Origin of the sequence: Streptomyces sp. NBC_01288 (assembly GCF_035982055.1) — a bacterium.
Taxonomy (GTDB): Bacteria; Actinomycetota; Actinomycetes; order Streptomycetales; family Streptomycetaceae; genus Streptomyces.
Window position 1 is genome coordinate 793,698 of record NZ_CP108427.1, and the last position, 19,132, is coordinate 812,829.

14 protein-coding genes and 1 pseudogene are annotated in these 19,132 nt (G+C 70.5%); 9 read left to right on the forward strand and 6 right to left on the reverse strand.

Features of this window, described 5'->3' with window-relative positions; genetic code table 11:
- Positions 1-89: 89 nt before the first annotated feature.
- Positions 90-698: a hemerythrin domain-containing protein gene (locus OG194_RS03610; protein WP_327399353.1), complete on the reverse strand. Its 609-nt coding sequence runs from the start codon at positions 696-698 to the stop codon at positions 90-92.
- Positions 695-2,308 carry a DHA2 family efflux MFS transporter permease subunit gene (locus OG194_RS03615; protein ID WP_327399354.1) on the reverse strand — a complete coding sequence of 538 codons (1,614 nt, stop codon included), beginning with the start codon at positions 2,306-2,308 and terminating at the stop codon, positions 695-697. The genes OG194_RS03610 and OG194_RS03615 overlap by 4 nt, the downstream gene beginning before the upstream one ends.
- Positions 2,309-2,498: 190 nt before the next feature.
- Between OG194_RS03615 and sigJ the strand changes: the two genes are divergently transcribed.
- Positions 2,499-3,455 (forward strand): RNA polymerase sigma factor SigJ, encoded by a 957-nt coding sequence (gene sigJ, locus OG194_RS03620; RefSeq protein WP_327399355.1) that lies wholly within the window; start codon positions 2,499-2,501, stop codon positions 3,453-3,455.
- On the forward strand, positions 3,452-4,918 hold the full coding sequence (gene qcrB, locus OG194_RS03625) for a cytochrome bc1 complex cytochrome b subunit (protein WP_327399356.1): 1,467 nt from the start codon (positions 3,452-3,454) through the stop codon (positions 4,916-4,918). The genes sigJ and qcrB overlap by 4 nt, the downstream gene beginning before the upstream one ends.
- Here qcrB and OG194_RS03630 read toward each other — a convergent pair.
- Positions 4,915-5,868, reverse strand: coding sequence for an IS481 family transposase (locus OG194_RS03630; RefSeq protein ID WP_327399357.1), 954 nt, complete (start codon positions 5,866-5,868; stop codon positions 4,915-4,917). The two genes, qcrB and OG194_RS03630, sit on opposite strands and share 4 nt — an antisense overlap.
- A 347-nt stretch (positions 5,869-6,215) precedes the next feature.
- A complete protein-coding gene (locus OG194_RS03635) occupies positions 6,216-7,403 on the reverse strand; it encodes an IS4 family transposase (RefSeq protein ID WP_327399358.1) in 1,188 nt (395 codons plus the stop codon).
- A gap of 101 nt (positions 7,404-7,504) precedes the next feature.
- On the opposite strand from OG194_RS03635, the pseudogene OG194_RS03640 reads away from it, so the two are divergent.
- Positions 7,505-8,334, forward strand: a pseudogene (locus OG194_RS03640) (IS5 family transposase).
- 26 nt (positions 8,335-8,360) lie between these two features.
- Complete coding sequence (locus tag OG194_RS03645; RefSeq protein WP_327399359.1) at positions 8,361-8,570, forward strand: hypothetical protein; 210 nt, start codon at positions 8,361-8,363, stop codon at positions 8,568-8,570.
- Positions 8,571-8,705: 135 nt separating this feature from the next.
- Here the strand turns inward: OG194_RS03645 and OG194_RS03650 are convergent, their stop codons facing one another.
- On the reverse strand, positions 8,706-11,798 hold the full coding sequence (locus OG194_RS03650; RefSeq protein WP_327399360.1) for a glycoside hydrolase family 2 TIM barrel-domain containing protein: 3,093 nt from the start codon (positions 11,796-11,798) through the stop codon (positions 8,706-8,708).
- 256 nt (positions 11,799-12,054) lie between these two features.
- Here OG194_RS03650 and OG194_RS03655 point away from each other — a divergent pair, with 256 nt between their 5' ends.
- Positions 12,055-14,430 carry a SpoIIE family protein phosphatase gene (locus tag OG194_RS03655; protein WP_327399361.1) on the forward strand — a complete coding sequence of 792 codons (2,376 nt, stop codon included), beginning with the start codon at positions 12,055-12,057 and terminating at the stop codon, positions 14,428-14,430.
- A 25-nt stretch (positions 14,431-14,455) separates the two neighbouring features.
- On the opposite strand, the gene OG194_RS03660 is transcribed toward OG194_RS03655, so the two are convergent.
- A complete protein-coding gene (locus OG194_RS03660) occupies positions 14,456-15,007 on the reverse strand; it encodes an RNA polymerase sigma factor (RefSeq protein WP_327399362.1) in 552 nt (183 codons plus the stop codon).
- 46 nt (positions 15,008-15,053) lie between these two features.
- Here OG194_RS03660 and OG194_RS03665 point away from each other — a divergent pair, with 46 nt between their 5' ends.
- The 4 genes from OG194_RS03665 (at position 15,054) to OG194_RS03680 (ending at position 19,129) form a co-directional block, all read left to right on the forward strand.
- A complete protein-coding gene (locus tag OG194_RS03665) occupies positions 15,054-16,439 on the forward strand; it encodes a serine/threonine-protein kinase (RefSeq protein WP_327399363.1) in 1,386 nt (461 codons plus the stop codon).
- A 144-nt stretch (positions 16,440-16,583) separates the two neighbouring features.
- On the forward strand, positions 16,584-17,297 hold the full coding sequence (locus OG194_RS03670) for a DUF4232 domain-containing protein (RefSeq protein ID WP_327399364.1): 714 nt from the start codon (positions 16,584-16,586) through the stop codon (positions 17,295-17,297).
- A gap of 7 nt (positions 17,298-17,304) precedes the next feature.
- A complete protein-coding gene (locus tag OG194_RS03675) occupies positions 17,305-18,618 on the forward strand; it encodes an arsenic transporter (protein WP_442811483.1) in 1,314 nt (437 codons plus the stop codon).
- Positions 18,619-18,634: 16 nt separating this feature from the next.
- Entirely contained in the window at positions 18,635-19,129 is a 495-nt protein-coding gene (locus tag OG194_RS03680) for a universal stress protein (protein WP_327399365.1), read from the forward strand.
- Positions 19,130-19,132: the final 3 nt, after the last annotated feature.

The window sequence follows — 19,132 nt, forward strand, 5'->3', positions numbered from 1 at the left end:
CGGGACGGGCGCCCCACGGAGACCGGCGAAGCCAGGTCTCTCAGGGGCGCGGGGAACTGCGCGACCAGCCCCCACCGGACCCGCACCCACTAGCCGCCCCAAAGCCCCCGCCGCCGATAACTCCCCTCCCAGAACACCCGGTTGAGCACCCGCACCGGCGCGGGAAAAGCCCCCAGGAACCGCTCACGGTCCACCGCCGACACCCCGTCCACGAGCCACGGCACGAACACCGCAGCCCCACGCAGCCCCTGCGTCTCCCGCATCCGCCCGGTAAAGGCCCCCCAGTCCGCCCCGGTCAGCACCTCCCCCATCAACGGCAACGCCCCGTCCTCCTCATGCTTGAGATGATCGTCGAGCGTGGCCCGCAACGCCCTTACAAGATCGGCAAGTTCGAACGCCCGCTCAGCCAGCGCAGCGGACACCGCGGCCAACAGCGGGTCGATACGCCCATGTTCGGCCTCCATGTCATCGAGCAGCGCAAGGTCCCGCACCCGCCCCGCGACCCGTTCCCGAACCCGCGGCCACAAGTCGCTGTCCTCCGCGGTGTGATGGACGTGCAGTTGGTGCTTGAAGTTCTCCCACCCGGCGCGAACAGGACCGGTATGCGCCCGCCCTTCCGCGACCGCCGCGGCAAGCCGCTCCAGGTCGCGCCGGAACGCGTCGTGGGAGGCGTACATGGGCGTGAAGTCGATGGTCATCGTGCGGCTTCCTCCAACTCGGGCTCGGACATGGGCAGGGCGTGCGGGTTGGCGGACGCCCCGTGGTGTCGCCGTACGGCGAGACACGCGAGCGCGCCGGCCAGCAGGACGGCGACGGCGACGTACACGGCGGGCCCCATCGCGTGGACGAAGCCGTGGCCGAACACCTGGCCGCCGAGGACACGCATGCGGTCGGCGACGCCCTGCGGAACCCCGGCCGGCGCGCCACCCTGCTGCCCGGCACCGACGTCGGACTCCGCCTTCGAGAACGCGGCGACGAACGACTCCCGGTAGGCGGCGGGGAGTTGACCGGCACGAGCCTGTGCCTGCTCGGTCAGGGAGGAGGCGAGCCGCGCCTGGAGCACGGCTCCGATCACCGCACCGGCAAGCACCGAACCGACCTGCCGGAGCGCGTTGGTGACACCGGACGCGGCGCCCGCGAGCCGGGGCGGGACGTTACGCATGACCTCCGTGGCCATCGGCGCGAAGGTGCAGCCGACGCCCAACCCCGTGAGGAACAACGGGAACGCGATCGTCAACCACCCCGTACCGACGTCCGCGACACCGACGACCCACACCAGCCCACCCGCCCAGGCGAGCAGCCCGCCCATCAGGATGAACTTGCCGCCGACCTTGTCCGCGAGCGCCCCGGCGGGCCCGGCCATGACGAACGAGCCGAGCGCCACCGGCAACAGCACGAGCCCGGCCTTCTGCGCGCTGAAGCCGAGCACGGACTGGAGGTAGATCGTCAGCGTCAGGAACATCCCGACCACGCCGAACGACACGGTGACGCCGACGAAGTTGACGAGGCTGAAGTCGCGGTCCTTGAACAGCGAGAAGGGGACGAGGGGTTCGCCGTCCTGCTGTCCGCGCTCGTGCAGCAGGAAGCCGGCGAAGAGGACGACGGCCGCGCCGAACAGGCTCCAGATCCACGCGTTCCAGTCGTACCGTTGCCCCTCGGTCAGCCCGAACGCCAGGCAGAACAGGGCAGTTGAGGCGAGGGTGACGCCCAGGGTGTCGAAGCGGCGCCGTACCGTGCGCCGGGCGCCCGGGATGATCGCCATGGTGAGGACGAGCACCAGCGCGCCGATCGGCAGGTTGACGAAGAAGATCCAGCGCCAGGACAGATGGGTGATGAGCACCCCGCCGAGGATCGGGCCGAGCGCGCCGGACACGCCCGCCACCGCGCCCCAGATGCCCATCGCGACACCGCGCCGGTCGGCCGGGAAGACCTCGGCGATGATCGACAGGGTCTGCGGCATGAGCAGTGCCGCGCCCAGCCCCTGGACCACGCGGAACCCGATGAGTTGGGCGGGGTCCTGCGCGAGGCCGCAGGCGAGGCTGGCCAGGGTGAAGACGGTGACTCCGGCGGCGAACAGGTTCCGTTTGCCGCGCAGGTCGCCGAGGCGTCCGCCGGTGATCAACAGGACGGCCAGCGCCAGCGTGTAGGCGTTGACGATCCACAGGATCTCGTCCAGCGACGCGTCGAGGTCCTCGCCGAGCTGGGGGATCGCGATGTTCACGATCGTCAGGTCGAGGAGGGTCATGAAGAACCCGAGCGAGAGCGTGATGAGGATCGCCCAGGGGTTGCCGTGCCACTTCTTGAACACGATGTCGACTCCTTACGTCCGACTGCGCGTCCGACGACGGGTCGGACTCGCGTTCAAGAGGGCCGGGCGCTCGACGGTGTGACACCGCGCGAATTTCCCGAGACGTACGTCACATTCAGGCCGTCGGCTGTCACATTCCGAGCCCCGCCGCCCCTCGCAGTAGTGAGCACGCCACTGGGGAGGCGCACACATGTCCGAGTTCTCCGAGATCGCTGTCACCGATGAGGCGACCACTGAGGCGACCACTGTCTTCATGGACCATCGGGAGCTGCTGTTCGGCCTCGTCTACAACATGCTGGGCAGCGTCGCCGACACCGACGACGTCCTCCAGGAAAGCTGGCTCTCCTGGACGGCCCGCGCCCGACGCTCCCCGCTCGACACGATCACCAACCCGCGCGCCTATCTCGTCCGCATCGCCGTCAACCACGCGCTCCAGCGCCGCGCCACGATCACCCGCCGCCGCGAGACGTACGTGGGCCCCTGGCTCCCGGAGCCGCTGGTCGACCAGCCCGCCGACGGCGACCCCGAGGACCCCGCCCTGCGCGCCGAGTCGGTCTCGATGGCGATGCTGGTCGTCCTGGAATCACTCACGCCCCTGGAGCGCGCGGTCTTCGTCCTCAACGAGGTGTTCGGGTACGCCCACACCGAGATCGCGGACATCATCGACCGCACCCCGGCCGCCGTACGACAGCTCGCGCATCGGGCGCGGGCCCATGTGCACGCGCGGCGGCCGCTGTACGAGGCCCATCCCCGGGTGCGGCGGGAGGCGACCGAGCGGTTCGTGCGGGCCGCGATCGGCGGGGACATCGCCTCGCTGATGGAGATCCTCGCGCCGGACGTCACGGTGTGGACCGACAGCGGGGGCAATCGGAAGCCGGCGGGACTGCGCCCGGTGCACGGGCGGGACAAGGCGGTCCGCCTCATCAACTCGTTCGCGGCCCGGCGCCGCGGCCCGCAGGACCTGGAGCTGCGCTACCGGCGCGTCAACGGCGACGACGCGGCCGTGCTGTTCGAGGGCGACTCGCCGTACGCGGTGATGGTCATGGACCTCACGCCCGAGGGCGACCAGGTGTCCGGCGTCTACATCGTGACCAACCCCGAGAAGCTCACACACGTGCACAAGGACGACGAGGTGGACGACCAGTGACCGGCACCCCCGACCCCTCACGGGGCGAACGCGTCGCCGACTGGTTCGACGGCCGCCTCGGCATCCACACCCTCGGCAAGCGGTATCTGCGGAAGGTGTTCCCGGACCACTGGTCGTTCCTGCTCGGCGAGATCTGCCTCTACAGCTTCGTGGTGCTGATCCTCACGGGCGTCTACCTCACCCTGTTCTTCCACCCGTCGATGAACGAGGTGACGTACCACGGGAGTTACGTGCCTCTGAACGGGATCCGCATGTCCGACGCCTACGCCTCGACGCTGCACCTCAGCTTCGACGTGCGGGGCGGGCTGCTGGTCCGGCAGTTGCACCACTGGGCGGCGCTGGTGTTCATCGCCGCGATGCTCACGCACATGATGCGGCACTTCTTCACGGGCTCGTTCCGCAAGCCGCGCGAGCTCAACTGGCTGTTCGGCTGGACCTTGTTGTTCCTCGGTCTGTTCGAGGGCCTCTTCGGCTACTCGCTCCCGGACGACCTGCTGTCGGGCACGGGCATGCGCTTCGTGGACGGCGCGCTGCTCTCGGTCCCGATCGTCGGGACGTACCTCTCGATGTTCCTGTTCGGCGGCGAGTACCCCGGCCACGACATCGTGTCCCGCTTCTACTCACTCCACGTGCTGCTGATCCCCGGCATCATGGCGGCACTTGTGGTCGTCCACCTCCTCCTGGTCGTTTACCACAAGCACACCCAGTTCGCGGGCCCCGGCCGCACCGAACGCAACGTGGTGGGCACCCCGTTCATGCCGGTCTACCTCGCGAAGGCGGGCGGCTTCTTCTTCCTGGTCTTCGGCGCCCTCACCCTCCTCGCGGCGGTGGCGTCGATCAACCCGGTCTGGTCGTACGGCCCTTACCGCGCCGACCAGGTCTCGACGGGTGCCCAGCCGGACTGGTACCTGGGCTTCGCGGAGGGCCTGGTGCGGGTCATGCCGGGCTGGGAAGTCACGCTGTGGGGCCACACGTTGGTGCTGGGCGTGCTCATCCCCATCGTCGTCTTCCCCCTCCTCCTCGTCTTCATCGGCGTGTACCCGTTCCTGGAGTCCTGGCGGACCGGCGACAAACGCGAACACCACCTCCTGGACCGCCCCCGCAACCGCCCCACCCGCACGGGCATCGGCGTGGCCTGGATCAGCCTCTACCTGATCCTCCTCGCCGGCGGCGGCAACGACATCGTGGCGACCCGCCTCCACCTGTCGATCAACACGGTGACGTGGGCGGTACGGGTGGCGGTGTTCGTCGTCCCGGCGGTCGCATTCGTCGTGACCCGCCGCATCTGCCTCGGTCTCCAACTCCGGGACACGGAACTGGTGTTGCACGGCCGCGAGACAGGCGTGATCAAGCGCCTGCCGCACGGCGAGTACGTGGAACTGCACCGGCCGCTCGACCAGGCCGAACTCCACACACTCACCGCGCACAAGCGACCGAGGGAACTCGTGGAGCGCGAGCCCTAGGTGTATTGCCCTGTGAGGTTGGGGACGCGGCTGGCGGGTGGTTGGCCTTTCAGCGCGGTGTGTCCGCGGTGGTGATTGTAGGTGTGCAGCCAGCCGGGGAACGCGTCGCGTCGTTCGGTCTCCGTGCGGTAGGGGCGGGCGTAGGCCCACTCGTCGAGCAGGGTGCGGTTGAAGCGTTCGACCTTGCCGTTGGTCTGCGGCCGGTAGGGGCGGGTTCGCTTGTGGGTGATCCCGGCCGCGGCGAGGGCATCGCGCCAGTCGCGTGAGCGGTAGCAGGAGCCGTTGTCGGTCAGTACCCGCTGGACGGTGATCCCGGCCTGGGCGAAGAACGTCCGGGCCCGGCTCCAGAAGGCGGTTGCGGTTTCCTTCTTCTCGTCGGTGAGGATCTCGCTGTAGGCGAGGCGGGAGTGATCGTCGACGGCGTTGTGCAGGTAGCTGTAGCCCACGCCGGAGCGGGTCTTGCGGCCGGCCCGGCGACCCAGGGCCTTGTGGCCGCCGCCGTCGGGGATGTTGCCGAGCTTCTTGATGTCCACGTGCACCAGCTCGCCCGGTGTGGACCGTTCGTAGCGGCGGATCACTCGTCCGGTGGCGCGGTCGAGATGAGCGAGACGGGCCAGCCTGTAGCGGGCCAGGACCCTGTGCACCGTGGACGGGCTCAATCGCAGCAGGTAGGCGATGCGGGCCGGTCCCCAGCGGCGCAGGACACGGACTTTGATGATCCGCCGCTCGGTGCGGGTCGGGGTCCGGCTCGGGCTGTGATGCGGTCTGGACGAGCGGTCGCTCATGCCGACCGCGCCGAGCTTTCGGTAACGGTCCGCCCATCGCTGGGCCGTGGTCGGTGAGACCTGGAAGCGTTCGGCCGCCCTGCGCAGGGTCCAGCCGTCCTCGACCACGCAGCGGGCCAGACGCAGACGGCCGGTCTCGGTCAGGGGTGCATTACGGTGGGGCACGAGGGCCTTTCTGTCGGTGTAGACGTCGCAATCCACACCGAACCGGAAGGCCCTCACCTGTTCAAGATCCCTCAGCCGAGACCTGGCTCACCCGTCCACAACCTCCCGAGACAGAACACCTAGGCCCAATGCCGTTGCTTTACTGGGCTGTTGGTCTCGGTGGGCGGATGGTGACGGCGTCGTCGTGTGTTCTGGTGGGCTGGGGCCAGGCACGGTGCTCGGCCCGTTTGAGCAGGTAGTTGGACATCTTGCGCTTGACGACACGGGGCTGGCTGCGGAGCCGGCGCGGTGGCAGCAGCGTGGTCAGCAGGTCGTCGCGGAGCCGGACCAGCGCCGTGATCAGGTGCTCAGGGGGAAAAGATGCCGGGCGCGACGGTGACGCTGCGGCGGGCCGCACGCAGGGTGTCGGTGAACGAAAGCCGGTCCGGGTCGATGCCGTGGACGGCAGCGGTTCTGGATATCAGGGACCTCAGGGCGTGGTGGACCAGCAGGTGGGCCCAGATCTGCTGGCGCACGCCGTCGGGGGTCTTGCTGGCCAGGACGACGTGGGGGCCGCGCTGATGGGTCTTGATCTCGTCGAAGACCGACTCGATCTCCCACCGCTGGGCATACAGGGCCGCGAGTTCGGCCGCGGGGAAGCGTTCCGGATCGAGGAGGTCGGTGACCAGGCGGTAGTGCGTGTTCTGGGTGCTCGCTCCGCCGTCGGACAGCTGATAGGCGAGCACCCTCACGCGCACCGGATCGCGTTTCTTGCCGTCGGTGCCTGCGTGCAGGCGACTGAGCCAGGAGCCGTCGGGAAGGAGTTCCTGCACGGGCAGGACCCGGTTGGCCGACACCCGCCACAGCAGGTGGGCGCCGGTGGCGGTGAACGCTCTCCACAACGGCACCCCCAGGAACTCCCGGTCGGCCAGGACCAGCATGTCCGGCCCGGTGGAGCGGACCAGGCAGGCGGCGAGGGTGAGTTCACCGACCCGGCAGCCGGCCAGTTCCGCATCCAGCACGGCATGGGTGCCGCACTCGACCAGAGCGGCCATCCGCACCTGCGGGAACGCTGACCTGTCCGGGCCGCGGGTGTTGCCGGGACGGCCGAACTCCTGGTCGTTCGCGGCAGTGTCGGCGGCATCCCAGCAGGTGCCGTCCACCGCCGTCAGCCGCAGCCCGCGCCAGAACGCGCCCGGTGTCTCCTCATCCGCCAATGGACGGACGGTGGCCGCGAACAGCACCCGCAGGGGCTCGGAGCCCAGTCGGCCACGGGCCCTGAACAGGGAGGACTTCGCCGGGATCCGCCAGTTGCCCCACAGCCCGCACGCACGCAGTCCGTCGGTCAGATGCCGCAGCACCTCCAGATACGGAGCGGGCGAGAACAGGGCCAGACCGAGAACGAAGTACACCACCACCCGAGCGGGAAGCAGCCGTCTGCGCTGCTCGGTCCGGCCGCACGCAGCGACCACCCGATCCACCAGACCCGGCGGATACACCCAGGTCAACAATCCAAGACCGGATAACTCCGGGACACTCTCCGCCACCGGCACCACCCCCGACGCCCTGCCAGCAGGCTACGCCGCCAACTAAAGCAACGGCATTGCACCTAGGCCGTGTCTTCAAAAGATCTTGAGTGGTGGATCATGGTGGGGTGATACGTCGCCATGAACTGTCCGATGCCGAGTGGGAGTTCGTCGGGCCGCTGCTGCCGGTGTCGCTGCGGGGCCGGAAGCGGCTGGACGACCGCAGGGTGCTGAACGGGATCGTGTGGAAGTTCCGTACCGGGACGGCCTGGCGGGACGTGCCCGAGCGGTACGGCCCGTGGGCCACCCTGCACACCCGCTTTCGCCGGTGGGCGCTGGACGGCACCTTCGAGCGCATGCTCCGGGCCGCCCAGGCGCACGCCGACGCGGCCGGGGACATTGACTGGCTGGTGTCGGTCGACTCCACCGTCGTCCGCGCCCACCAGCACGCCGCCGGGGCCCGAAAAAGGGGGCCCGCAGTCCCGGCCTCGGACGCTCCCGAGGCGGCCTGACCAGCAAAATCCACCTGGCCTGCGACAGCGTGGGCCGCCCGCTCGCCTTCACCCTCACGGGCGGCAACACCAACGACTGCACCCAGTTCACCGCCATGATGGAAACCATCCGGGTGCCCCGCATCGGCCCGGGACGGCCCCGCACACGGCCCGCCCATGTGCTGGGCGACAAGGGCTACAGCTCCCGGGCCATCCGCACGTGGCTCAGGCGGCGGGGCATCGGTCACACCATTCCCGAGCGGTCCGACCAGGTCCGCAACCGGCTCCGGCGCGGCAGCCGAGGCGGGCGCCCGCCGGTCTTCGACAAGCAGCTCTACAAGCGACGCAACGTCGTGGAACGGTGCTTCAACCGCTTGAAGCAGTGGCGCGGCATCGCTACCCGCTACGACAAGACCGCCGAGTCCTACCAGGCAGCCGTCACCCTCGCATCGCTCCTGATGTGGGCGTGACATTTGAAGACAACTCCTAGGGGCAGTTGCCAGGGCTGGGACTACGACTGGAGCAAGTGGAGCGCGACCCGGCACGTAATCCGTTGAGCCAGGAGGAGTTCGCCCAGGCCAACAGGGCGCCCGCCCAAGCGCAGGTGCGGTTGGTCAACGCCATACGACGCTCACTGGGCAAAGACCAAGAGGCGCTGTCCTTCTGGATAGGCGGATCTCTCGCCGGCAGTTCCGACGACACCTGATGTGCGACTTCCGCAGACCTGCCCATGCGCTGGGGCATCCCTGATCCGCCGCGAACCACCTTTCGAGACATGACAACCCGTCAACGGTCCGGACCGGCCGGATTCCCACCCGAATCGTCGACGGGTCACGGTTCGCTATCCGGCCGGAGCCTCCAACTTGCTGATCCTCACCGCCCCTTGAGCCGCCCCCGGATGAGCACTGCTCAACGTCAGCCGCACCCGCGACCCGCGCACAGCACCGAAGGTGACGACAGTCGGGGTGTCCGAGGCCGTGGCCCAGTCGACGGCGGCCCCCTCCACCGGCACCCACGCCCGACCGTCCCACACCGCGACCACCACCGCCGCGGGCAGACTGTGCGTCGAGTCCGCGGTGAACGACACCTCCACCCGGTCGAAGGACCGCACCCTGCCCCAGTCCACCGACACCCAGTCCTCCCCACGCGCGCCGCTGAACCCTGGCAACAGAGCCGTGGCCGACTTCGCGAACGCGTTGGACCATCCGGTCGCCGCGTCACCGTCGAGCATGGCGACGGGGAGTGTGTCGGGTCGGCCGGAGTAACTCGCGTCGGCGTAGGGGTAGTTCAGGGGCGTCGGGTAGTCGGCCTCGAAGCGCTCCGCCGAAGTCACGACCACATCCCGACCCGGTGCCGTCCGTACCGTCACCGTGCCGCCCCGCAGCCCCTCCGCCCGCGCCGTCACCTTCAGCGAGCCCGCCTTCGTACCGGACCGCACGATCGCAAGTGCCTTGCCGTGAAAGGCGGTTCGGGTGCTCGCCTGGTAGCGCTCGGCGCTCTCCTCGCGCCCGTTGTCGAGACCGGCAAGTGATCCACCCCGCACCTCGAAGGCGATCAGATCGTCCGCGTCGGGCAGGACGACCCCGTGGGCGTCGACGACCTCGGCCGTCACGAAGACCAGCGAACGGCCGTCCGCGGCAAGGGACTTGCGGTCGGCCGTGAGGCGGACGGCGTGTGCGGGTCCCGCCGTGCGCAGCACGTCCGACGCGACCGTCTTCCCGCCGCTGCTCGCCACCGCCTTCAACTCGCCCGGCTCGTAAGGGACTTTCCAGGTCAGGTGGAGTTTGCCCGCGCTGCCGTTCGGGCTGGTGTAACTGCCCGGGTAGGGGCCGGTGGTGAAGGTCTTGTCGTCGCCGGTGGCCTCGGTGGTCTCCAGGTAGGTGCGGCCGTCGGTGGTCTTCTTGGTGTCGAACTCCCTTGTCCCCAGGGACTTTCCGTTGAGGAACAGCTCGACGGTCTCGACGTTGGCGTACGCCCAGACCTCGACCGTGTCGCCCGGCCGGTGGTTCCAGCTCATCGGCACCAGATGGACCATGGGCTCACTGACCCACTGGCTGCGGAAGAGGTGGTACATGTCCTTCGGGAAGCCGGCCGTGTCGACCGCGCCGAAGAAGGACGCCTTGACCGGGAAGACGTCGTACGGCGTCGGCTCCCCGATGTAGTCGATGCCGGACCACAGGAACTGGCCCGCGAACCACTTCCGGTCCCGGTCCTTCTTGTGTCCGTACTCGCCGCTCATCGTCCAGGAGGCGAGGTTGTTGTCGTACGACGAGGTGTCGCGCCTGCCCGGGGTGTGGTTCTCGCCGGTGTTCAGGTGCTCCGGCTCCTGGTAGGCGCCGCGTGTCGAGGTCTCCGAGGAGGACTCGGACTCGAAGAGGAACAGGTTCGGATAGGCCGCGTGCAGAGCGTCGACCGACTTGGCGGTGTTGTAGTTGAGGCCGAGTCCGTCGAGCTTGGCGAGCATGAGGTCGGCGGCGGAGCCCTTGGCGGGCACCCCGTGGTACTTGTTCGAGCCGATGACCACCGGCCGGGTGTCGTCCGCCGCCTTGATCGCGCCGATGATGCGGTCGGCCATCGCCAGTCCGGCGGTGGCGGTGGAGTCCGGGATCTCGTTGCCGATGGACCACAGCACCACGGCGGGCGAGTTGCGGGCGGCGAGGACCATCTCGGTGGCGTCCCGCTCGCACCAGTCGTCGAAGAACCGGTGGTAGTCGTAGGTGGTCTTGCCGGTGTGCCAGCAGTCGAAGGCCTCGACCATCATCACGATGCCCAACTCCTCGCAGGCCTGGATGATTTGGGGCGAGGGCGGGTTGTGGGAGGTGCGGAAGGCGTTGACGCCCATCGACTTCATGATGCTCAACTGCCTGCGTACGGCGTCGAGGCTGATCGCGGAGCCGAGGGCGCCTTGGTCGTGGTGGAGGTCAACGCCCTTGATCTTGGTGTGCGTTCCGTTGAGGGAGAAGCCCTCGTCCGGGTCGAAGCGATAGGTGCGGATGCCGAAGGGGGTGCTGTACGTGTCGACCGTCCTGCCGGCCACCCGCAGTTCGGTCTCCAGGGTGTAGCGGTGGTCCGGGGTCTCGATGTCCCACAACTTGGGCTTGGGGACGGCGAGTTCATGGGGTTCGGTCGCGCGGTCGGTGACGGTGACCGTGGAGGCGGCGCGGGCCACCGTCCGGCCGCCGGGGTCGACGACTCTCGATCGGACCTCGACCTCGCTCGCGGTGCCGGATTCATTCACCACGGACGTCCGCACCCGTATGACGGCCCGCTCGGCGGTGATGTCCGGGGTCGTGACGTACGTACCCCGGCGTTCGACGTGCACCGGCTCGGTGATGACGAGGCGGGCCTCGCGGTAGATGCCGCTGCCCGAGTACCAGCGGCTGCTGGGGAGTTGGTTGCGCACCTGCACCGCGACGACGTTCTCCGTGGTGCCGTCGGTGTGCGCCAGGTCGGTGAGGTCGAAGGCGAACCCCGTGTATCCGTAGGGGTGTTGGCCGACCTGCGTGCCGTTGCAGTGGACGTACGAGTCCATGTAGACGCCGTCGAACTCGACCGAGATCCGCTTGCCCGCGAAGGCCGGCGGCAGGGTGAAGGCGATCCGGTACCAGCCGAGGCCGCCGGGGAAGAACCCGGTGCCGCTGGTCGTGCCGTAGGCCGTGGTGGGGGTCTGTTCGATGCTCCAGTCGTGCGGGACCGCGACCTGGCGCCAGGCCGAGTCGTCGTAGTCCGGTGCGGCGGCCTCGGCGTAGGCGCCGGTCGGGTCGGTGGTCCCGCCCGGGTTGACCAGCGCGAAGCGCCAGCCGTCCCGGAGCGGGACCGTGCGGCGGCCGGACGTGCTCGCGCCGGCGGCGCGTGCGGCCGGGGCGGACAGGAGTGATGCGGCCGTCGGCGCGGCCGTGGAAGCGATCAAAACCGATCTGCGAGTGACCGTCATGGCGGCTCTCCCTCATCAGGGCCCAGAAGTACTCACAACTGATCGTGACCGAACAGATTCTGACGGGGTGGCACACCGGGCCGTCAAGGGTGCGGGGGCGGACGGCTGTCCCGTGGGCCACTTCGACCGGTTTTCCCCCTTGCCCACCGCGGCCCCCGGCCCTGGGGGTTCTCGTCCGCGCGGGACCGTGACGCACTAGGCTGGAACGCAAGTGGCGTGTCTGTTCACTGTGAGTGCGCGCAATGGAGTGGCGACGATGAGACCGGTCTACCCGTTCGACGATGCCGCGACGGCGCGGGTTGTCATCGACGACGCGGGCACTCTGGTGGAGTGGAACGACGGGGCCGAGCGGCTCCTCGGCCACACCGCGGACGAGGTCGTGGGCCGCCCGGCCGTGCGGCTGCTGGCCGGCGGTGCCGAGGCGCTGCCCGGGATCACGGGTGCCCGCTGGGACGGCACGGTCTCGTTGCGCCACCGCGACGGGCGGGCCGTGTCCGTATGGCTGCTGGCCCACCACCGGCGCCCCCGGGACGGTGGGCCCGGCGACTGGCTCGTCGTGACGCCGTTGGAGGGGGGCGGTCCGCCCGCGGCCGAGGACCCTCTCGCGACCGCGGCACTCACCCAGTCGCCGTGTGCCATCGCGGTCTACGACGAGCGGCTGCGGCTGAGCCGGGTCAACGACGCCATGGCCGATGTGATCGGGCTGCCCGAGGAGCGCATCCAGGGGCTGCGGATCACCGAGATCGGCGGGAAGACGCAGAGCTCGGAGCTGGAGCAGTACATGCTGCGCGTGCTCACCTCCGGCACCGCCGAGGACTTCCAGATCTACATGCGCACCGGCGGTGAGGACGCCGCGCACGCGTGGCTGGCCCGGATGGCGCCGATCACCGACGCCGAGGGGCGGGTGCGGGGCGTGTGTCTGGCCGCGCACGACTTCACCGAGAACTACCTGTCGCGGGAGCGGCTGCAACTCGTCAACGAGGCGAGCGTCCGCATCGGCACCACCCTCGACGTCACCCGTACGGCCCAGGAGCTCGCGGACGTCTGCGTACCGGCGCTCGCCGACTTCGTCAGCATCGATCTGCTGGACCCGCAGGAGCACGGCGGCGAGCCCCCGACGGCGATCACCACGCCCATCCGACTGCGCCGGGCCGCCCACCAGTCGGTGCAGCAGGGCAGCCCCGAGGCCGTCGCGAAACCGGGCCAGCTGAACCTGTATCCGGAGCAGTCCCCGCAGGCCGACGCGCTGGTCGCGGGCCGCACGCTCGTCGCCTCGGGCCGGGCCCTCGAACTCTGGCTCGCCTGGGACCGCACCCGCAGCAGGCGCGTCGAGGAGTACGGCATCCACTCCTCGATGGCCGTACCGATCCAGGCCCGCGGGGTCACCCTAGGTGTGGCGGTCCTCACCCGGTACCGGCGCAACGACCCGTTCGCCGCCGACGACGTCCTGCTGGCCGAGGAGGTCACCGCTCGGGCCGCCGTCTGCATCGACAACGCCCGCCGCTTCTCCCGCGAACGCGAGACCGCGCTGGCCCTCCAACGCAGCCTGCTCCCCCGCAAACTCCCGCGCACGGCCGCCCTGGAAGCCGCCTCACGCTATCTGCCGGCGGCGCGCGCGGGGGTCGGCGGCGACTGGTTCGACGTGATCCCGCTGTCCGGGATGCGGGTCGCCATGGTCGTCGGCGACGTCGTCGGCCACGGCATCCAGGCCTCCGCCACCATGGGCCGGCTGCGCACGGCCGTCCGCACCCTCGCCGACATCGACCTGGCCCCCGACGAGCTGCTGACCCATCTCGACGACCTCGTCGTACGGCTGTCCGCGGAGGCAGGCGGCGAGGGCAGCCCGGGTGAGGTCGGGGCGACCTGTCTGTACGCGGTGTACGACCCGGTGTCCCGCCGCTGCACGCTGGCCCGTGCCGGGCATCCGCCGCCGGTCATGATCCGGCCCGGCGGTCCGCCCGAGCCCGTCGACCTGCCCGCGGGACCGCCGCTCGGCCTGGGCGGGCTGCCCTTCGAGTCGGCCGAGTTCGAGCTGCCCGAGGGCACCGTGCTCGCCCTGTACACCGACGGGTTGATCGAGAACCGGGAGCGGGACCTCGACGACAGTCAACGGCTGCTGTTCGACGCCCTGTACGCCCCCTCGGACTCCCTGGACGAGACCTGCGACCGGATCCTGCACGCCGTACTCCCGCCGGGCGGTGCCGCCGACGACGTGGCGCTGCTGCTGGCGCGCACCCAGGGGCTGCCCGCCGAGCAGGTCTCGACCTGGGACATCCCCGCCGACCCGTCACTCGTCGCCCCGATCCGCAAGCAGGTCGTGGAGCAGCTCGACACCTGGAACATGAGCGAGGCCGGGTTCACGGCCGAGCTGGTGGTGAGCGAGCTGGTCACCAACGCCATCCGCTACGGCGCGCACCCCATCCGGCTCCGGCTGATCCATGACGCGACCACGCTGATCTGCGAGGTCTCCGACACCAATCACACGGCCCCGCACCTGCGCCGCGCCAAGACCTGGGACGAGGGCGGGCGCGGGCTGCTGCTGGTCGCGCAGCTCACCCAGCGCTGGGGCAGCCGGCACACGGCCGACGGCAAGACGATCTGGGCGGAGCTGTCCCTCTTCGACGAGGTCTGAGCCGTACCGGGAGAGGCCGGTCGGCTCAGGAGAGGTCGGTCAGCCAGGGCCTGACCTGGCGGCGGGCCTCGTGCAGCCGGGACTTGAGGGTGCCGAGCGGGATGCCGAGGCGAGCGGCGATGTCGGCGTACTCCAGGTTGCAGATGTCCCGGTAGACCAGCGGCTCGACGAGGTGCGGCTGCTCCCGCTCCAGGCGTTCCAGCGCCTCCAGGAGGTCGATCTTCGAGCCGGCGATCACGCTCGTGGTGCGCGGATCGACGTGCTGTGACACGTCGATCTCGGCCGGCTGCTCGGCGGCCCGCCGCTTCAGCTCGCGGTACTTCTGCCGGGCGCCGTTGGCGACCACCGTGTAGAGCCAGGTGCTGAAGAGGCTGCGGCCCTCGAACGTGCCGATCTTCCGGGCGACCTGCATCAGCACGTCCTGCGCCGCTTCCTCGGCGTCCTCGCGGCACGGCAGGAAGCGCCCGCACCGCCTCAGGACCTCGGGTCCGATCGACCGCAGGAGCTCGTCCAGGGCACCCGGGTCACCGGCCGCGGCCCGCCGCGCCAGTTCCTCGGTCCGTACCGTGTCCCGCACTGGATCCACTCCTCCGCCTCGGTCTACGAGCAGGCATGATAGTCGCATGCACTTCGTCGAACAGATCGGCCGCTACAGACTCGAACGCCGCCTGGGCACCGGCGCGTTCGGCACGGTCTGGCTCGCGCACGACGACGTGCTCGAAGCTCCGGTGGCCGTGAAGGTCCTCGCCGACAACTGGGCGCACCGCCTCGACATCGTCGACCGCTTCCTCTCCGAGGCCCGGCTGCTGCGCCGCGCCGACTCGAACCGGGTCGTCCAGGTCTACGACATCGGTGAGCTGCCGGACGGACGGCCGTACTTCGTCATGGAGTACGCCGACGCCGGCACCCTCGCCGATCTCCTCACCGCCGGTCCACTGCCCGTCTCCGAGGCGCTGCGGCTGACCGCGCTGGCCGCCCGGGGCGCCGCCGCGCTGCACAAGGCGGGGATCGTGCACCGGGACATCAAGCCGACCAACGTGCTGCTGCGCACCGCGCCGGACGGCAGCTACCGCGTCCTGCTCGCCGACCTGGGCCTGGCCAAGAGCCTGGCGCAGGGGTCGGGCCTGACCCTGGCCGCCGGTTCGGCGGGCTACCAGCCGCCGGAGCAGGCGCAGCCCGGGTACGGCATCGACGAGCGTGCCGACGTGTACAGCCTGGGAGCGGTCGGCTACGAGCTGCTCACCGGCACGGTCCCGGGGGCTCCCGGGCAGGTCGTACGGCCGGACCGGCTGCGGCCGGACGTGTCGCCCGACGTCCAGCGGGCCGTGCTCCGCGCGCTGGAACCGGACCGCGAGCGGCGCTGGCCGACGGCGCGGGAGTTCGCGGAGGAGCTGGAGCGGCTGGCCGCCGAGGCCGCCCCCACGCGCAGGCAGCGCAAGCCGCACAGTCGGCACCGCGGCGTCGCGCTGATGGCCGGTCTGTTCGTCGTGGTGGCGGCCGGCACGGGCGCCGTGGTGTTGAACCTGCCCTCGTCGTCCGGGAGTTCATCGGTACTGCGGGTCAAGGACAGCACCGGCCGGATCGTGGCCGAGGTGCCCGACGCGTGGGGCCGTCAATTGCGTGACTCGGGCTGGAATCCGCAGGCGCTCGGGCTGACGGCCGGGAGCGAGCCGGGGCTGGCCGTCGCCGACGACCTGTCGAAGTGGCCGGATCTGTCGGCGGACGTGAACGGCGTGTTCATCGGCCTGAGCGAGCACGGCAGCGTGGCGACCGAGGTGGACGGCATCGCGCACTCCGGCTGTCACTACGACGGCAGCCACGCCTACTCCAGCGCCACCTGGCGCGGCACGATCCGTACCTGGAGCGACTGCTCGGGCAGCACGGGCACCCTCTCGGAGACCGCGCTGCGCATGGTCGGCGGCGCGGCGCAGCCCCAGGTCTACGTGCAGATCCGGCAGCACAGCGGTGACGCGACCTCGCGCATACTCCGCTCGCTCCGGGTCACCTGACCACTGTCGAGTCCCAAGTCCGGGAAAAGATCCCGGCGGACTCGCGAACTTTTCCGTGCCCATCCGTATCGGACCAGTGTGACGGCGCATGAGGCGCGGTCGGCACGCCGAAGTGCGTGCGGTGAACCACCAGGAGTGTTGAAGATGGCGAACACGTCCCAGTCCCTGCGCCGGGCGGCCCTGCTCGTGAGCGCGATCGCCGTCCTGGGTCTGACGACGACGGCCTGCGACAGCGGCAGCGGCACGGTGAGCAGCCCGCAGACCCAGTCGGGTACGGCCGCGCCCGCGGGCGGCGACGCCTCGGCCGACGGGTCCGGCACACCGGCCTCCACGTCGAGCGGCAGCGACACCGCGACCGGTTCGAACTCGACCTCGTCGGGTTCCTCCACCTCCTCGGGCTCCGGCGGCACGAGCACCAACTCCGGCACCGCGAGCAGCACCCGGTGCCACACCTCCGAGCTGAAGGCGAAGGTGGGCACCAACGACCCGGGCGCCGGGCAGGAGAACTTCCCGATCGTCCTCACCAATTCGTCCGGCCGTACCTGCACGGTCCGCGGCTATCCCGGCGCCGCCTTCCTGAACGCGTCCGGCACCCAGCTGGGCGACGACCCGCAGCGCGAGTCGGGCAGCACCGTCACCACGGTCACGCTGAAGCCGGGGCAGAGCGCCTGGGCGGGCCTGTCCTTCTCCAACCCGGAGGTCAGCGGCGCCAAGACGGCGATCGCGAGTTGGCTCGCGGTGACCCCGCCCGACGAGCAGGACTCGCTGCACGTGAAGTGGACGGCCGGCGCGGTGCCCCTGTCGGGCAACTCGTCCTCGGTGCGTCTGACGGTGCTCAGCGCGGGTACGGGTTCCTGATCACGGGTTGCGCGCCGCGGCCTGGTTACATGGGGCGGGCACCACGTCCCGCGTCCCGGAGGACCGTCCGCTGAACACCCCGCTCGCCGAAACCCTGTCCGTCGTCCTGCTCGTCGCCGTCCTCGTGTGGGCCGTCGTCCGCCCCTTCGGGTGGCCGGAGGCGGTGATGGCGGTCCCCGCCGCCGGGATCGCCGTGGCCACCGGGGCGATCTCGCTCGACCACGCGCGGGCGGAGGCCGAGCAGCTCGGGCCGGTGGTCGGGTTCCTCGCCGCGGTCCTCGTACTCGCCCACTTCTGCGATGTGGAGGGCCTGTTCCGGGCCTGCGGGGCCTGGATGGCGGAATGGGCGAAGGGCAGTCCGAGCCGGCTGCTGACGGCGGTGTTCGCGCTGGCCTCGGTGATCACGGCCGTGCTGAGTCTGGACGCCACCATCGTGCTGCTGACGCCGGTCGTGTTCGCGACGGCGTCCCGGATGGGGGTGCGTCCCAAGCCGCACGTCTACGCGTGCACGCACCTGTCGAACACCGCCTCGCTGCTGCTGCCGGTCTCCAACCTGACGAACCTCCTCGCGTTCGCGGCGAGCGGTCTGAGCTTCACCCGCTTCGCCGGGCTGATGGTGCTGCCCTGGCTGGTCGCGATCGGCGCCGAGTACCTGGTGTTCCGGCGTTTCTTCGCCCGCGACCTCGCGGCGGCCGCGCCCTCACCGACATCGGGCGACAAGCCCGAGCTGCCCGTGTTCGCGCTGGCGACCGTCGCCTGCACCCTCGCCGGGTTCGTGCTGACCTCGGCGATCGGCATCGATCCGGCGTGGGCCGCGCTGGCGGGCGCGCTCGTCCTCGCCGGCCGGGCGCTGCTACGGCGCCAGGCGACCCCGCTCACGGTCGTACGGGCCGCCGCGCCGTCCTTCCTGGCGTTCGTGCTGGCGCTCGGGATCGTGGTGCGGGCCGTGGTGGACAACGGGCTCTCGGACGCGCTCGGGCACCTCCTGCCCGGCGGGACCGGCATCGCGGCCCTGCTCGGGATCGCCGCCCTGGCCGCCGTACTGGCGAATCTCATCAACAACCTGCCGGCGGTACTGGTCCTGCTGCCGCTGACCGCGCAGTCCGGGCCGGGGGCCGTGCTCGCCGTGCTGCTCGGGGTGAACATCGGGCCGAACCTGACCTACGCCGGGTCGCTCGCGACGCTGCTGTGGCGGCGGATCGTGCATCAGCACGAACACGGCGTGGATCTCAAGGAGTTCACGAAGCTGGGGCTGCTCGCCGTGCCGTCCGCGCTCGTCCCGGCGGTGCTGGCACTGTGGGTGTCGCTCCAGGTTCTCTGACACCGAGGGAGGCCGAATGCGTGTGATCGCCTGGCTGGTCGAGGGCACATGGCCCGCCTGCGTGGACGCCGTACGGACGCATGCGCCGGAGGCGGACGAGGTGGTGCTGCTGCATGTGAGCGGGCCGGATGTGCCCGAGGTCGCGCACGGGGCGTTCGCCGGGCTGCTCGGCAGGGGTGGTCCGCACCGCGATCCCGGGACCCGGCTGGAGGATCTCGGCAGTACGTCCGCGGCGGAGCTGCTGGACGCGGCGGCCGAGCGGCTCGGGCGGCCGTGCACCCGGACGGAACGGTCCGGGCGCGTGGAGCGCGAGGTGGTGGCCGCCGCCGGGGACGCCGATCTGCTGGTGCTGGCCCGCGACGGCGACCGGGCCCGGCTCGGCCCGCACAGTCTCGGGCCCGCCGTACGGTTCGCCGTCGATCACGCGCCCTGTCCGGTGCTGCTGGTGTGGCCGGAGGCGGCGCCGGGCATCTCGACCCTGCCGCCGCCACCGCCGCATCCGCCGCACTGAGGC

Coding starts and splice junctions, on each gene's coding strand:
- OG194_RS03610 (WP_327399353.1), bottom strand. CDS start 698: ATGACCATCGACTTCACGCCCATGTACGCCTCCCACGACGCGTTCCGG.
- sigJ (WP_327399355.1), top strand. CDS start 2,499: ATGTCCGAGTTCTCCGAGATCGCTGTCACCGATGAGGCGACCACTGAG.
- OG194_RS03650 (WP_327399360.1), bottom strand. CDS start 11,798: ATGACGGTCACTCGCAGATCGGTTTTGATCGCTTCCACGGCCGCGCCG.
- OG194_RS03655 (WP_327399361.1), top strand. CDS start 12,055: ATGAGACCGGTCTACCCGTTCGACGATGCCGCGACGGCGCGGGTTGTC.
- OG194_RS03665 (WP_327399363.1), top strand. CDS start 15,054: ATGCACTTCGTCGAACAGATCGGCCGCTACAGACTCGAACGCCGCCTG.
- OG194_RS03670 (WP_327399364.1), top strand. CDS start 16,584: ATGGCGAACACGTCCCAGTCCCTGCGCCGGGCGGCCCTGCTCGTGAGC.
- OG194_RS03680 (WP_327399365.1), top strand. CDS start 18,635: ATGCGTGTGATCGCCTGGCTGGTCGAGGGCACATGGCCCGCCTGCGTG.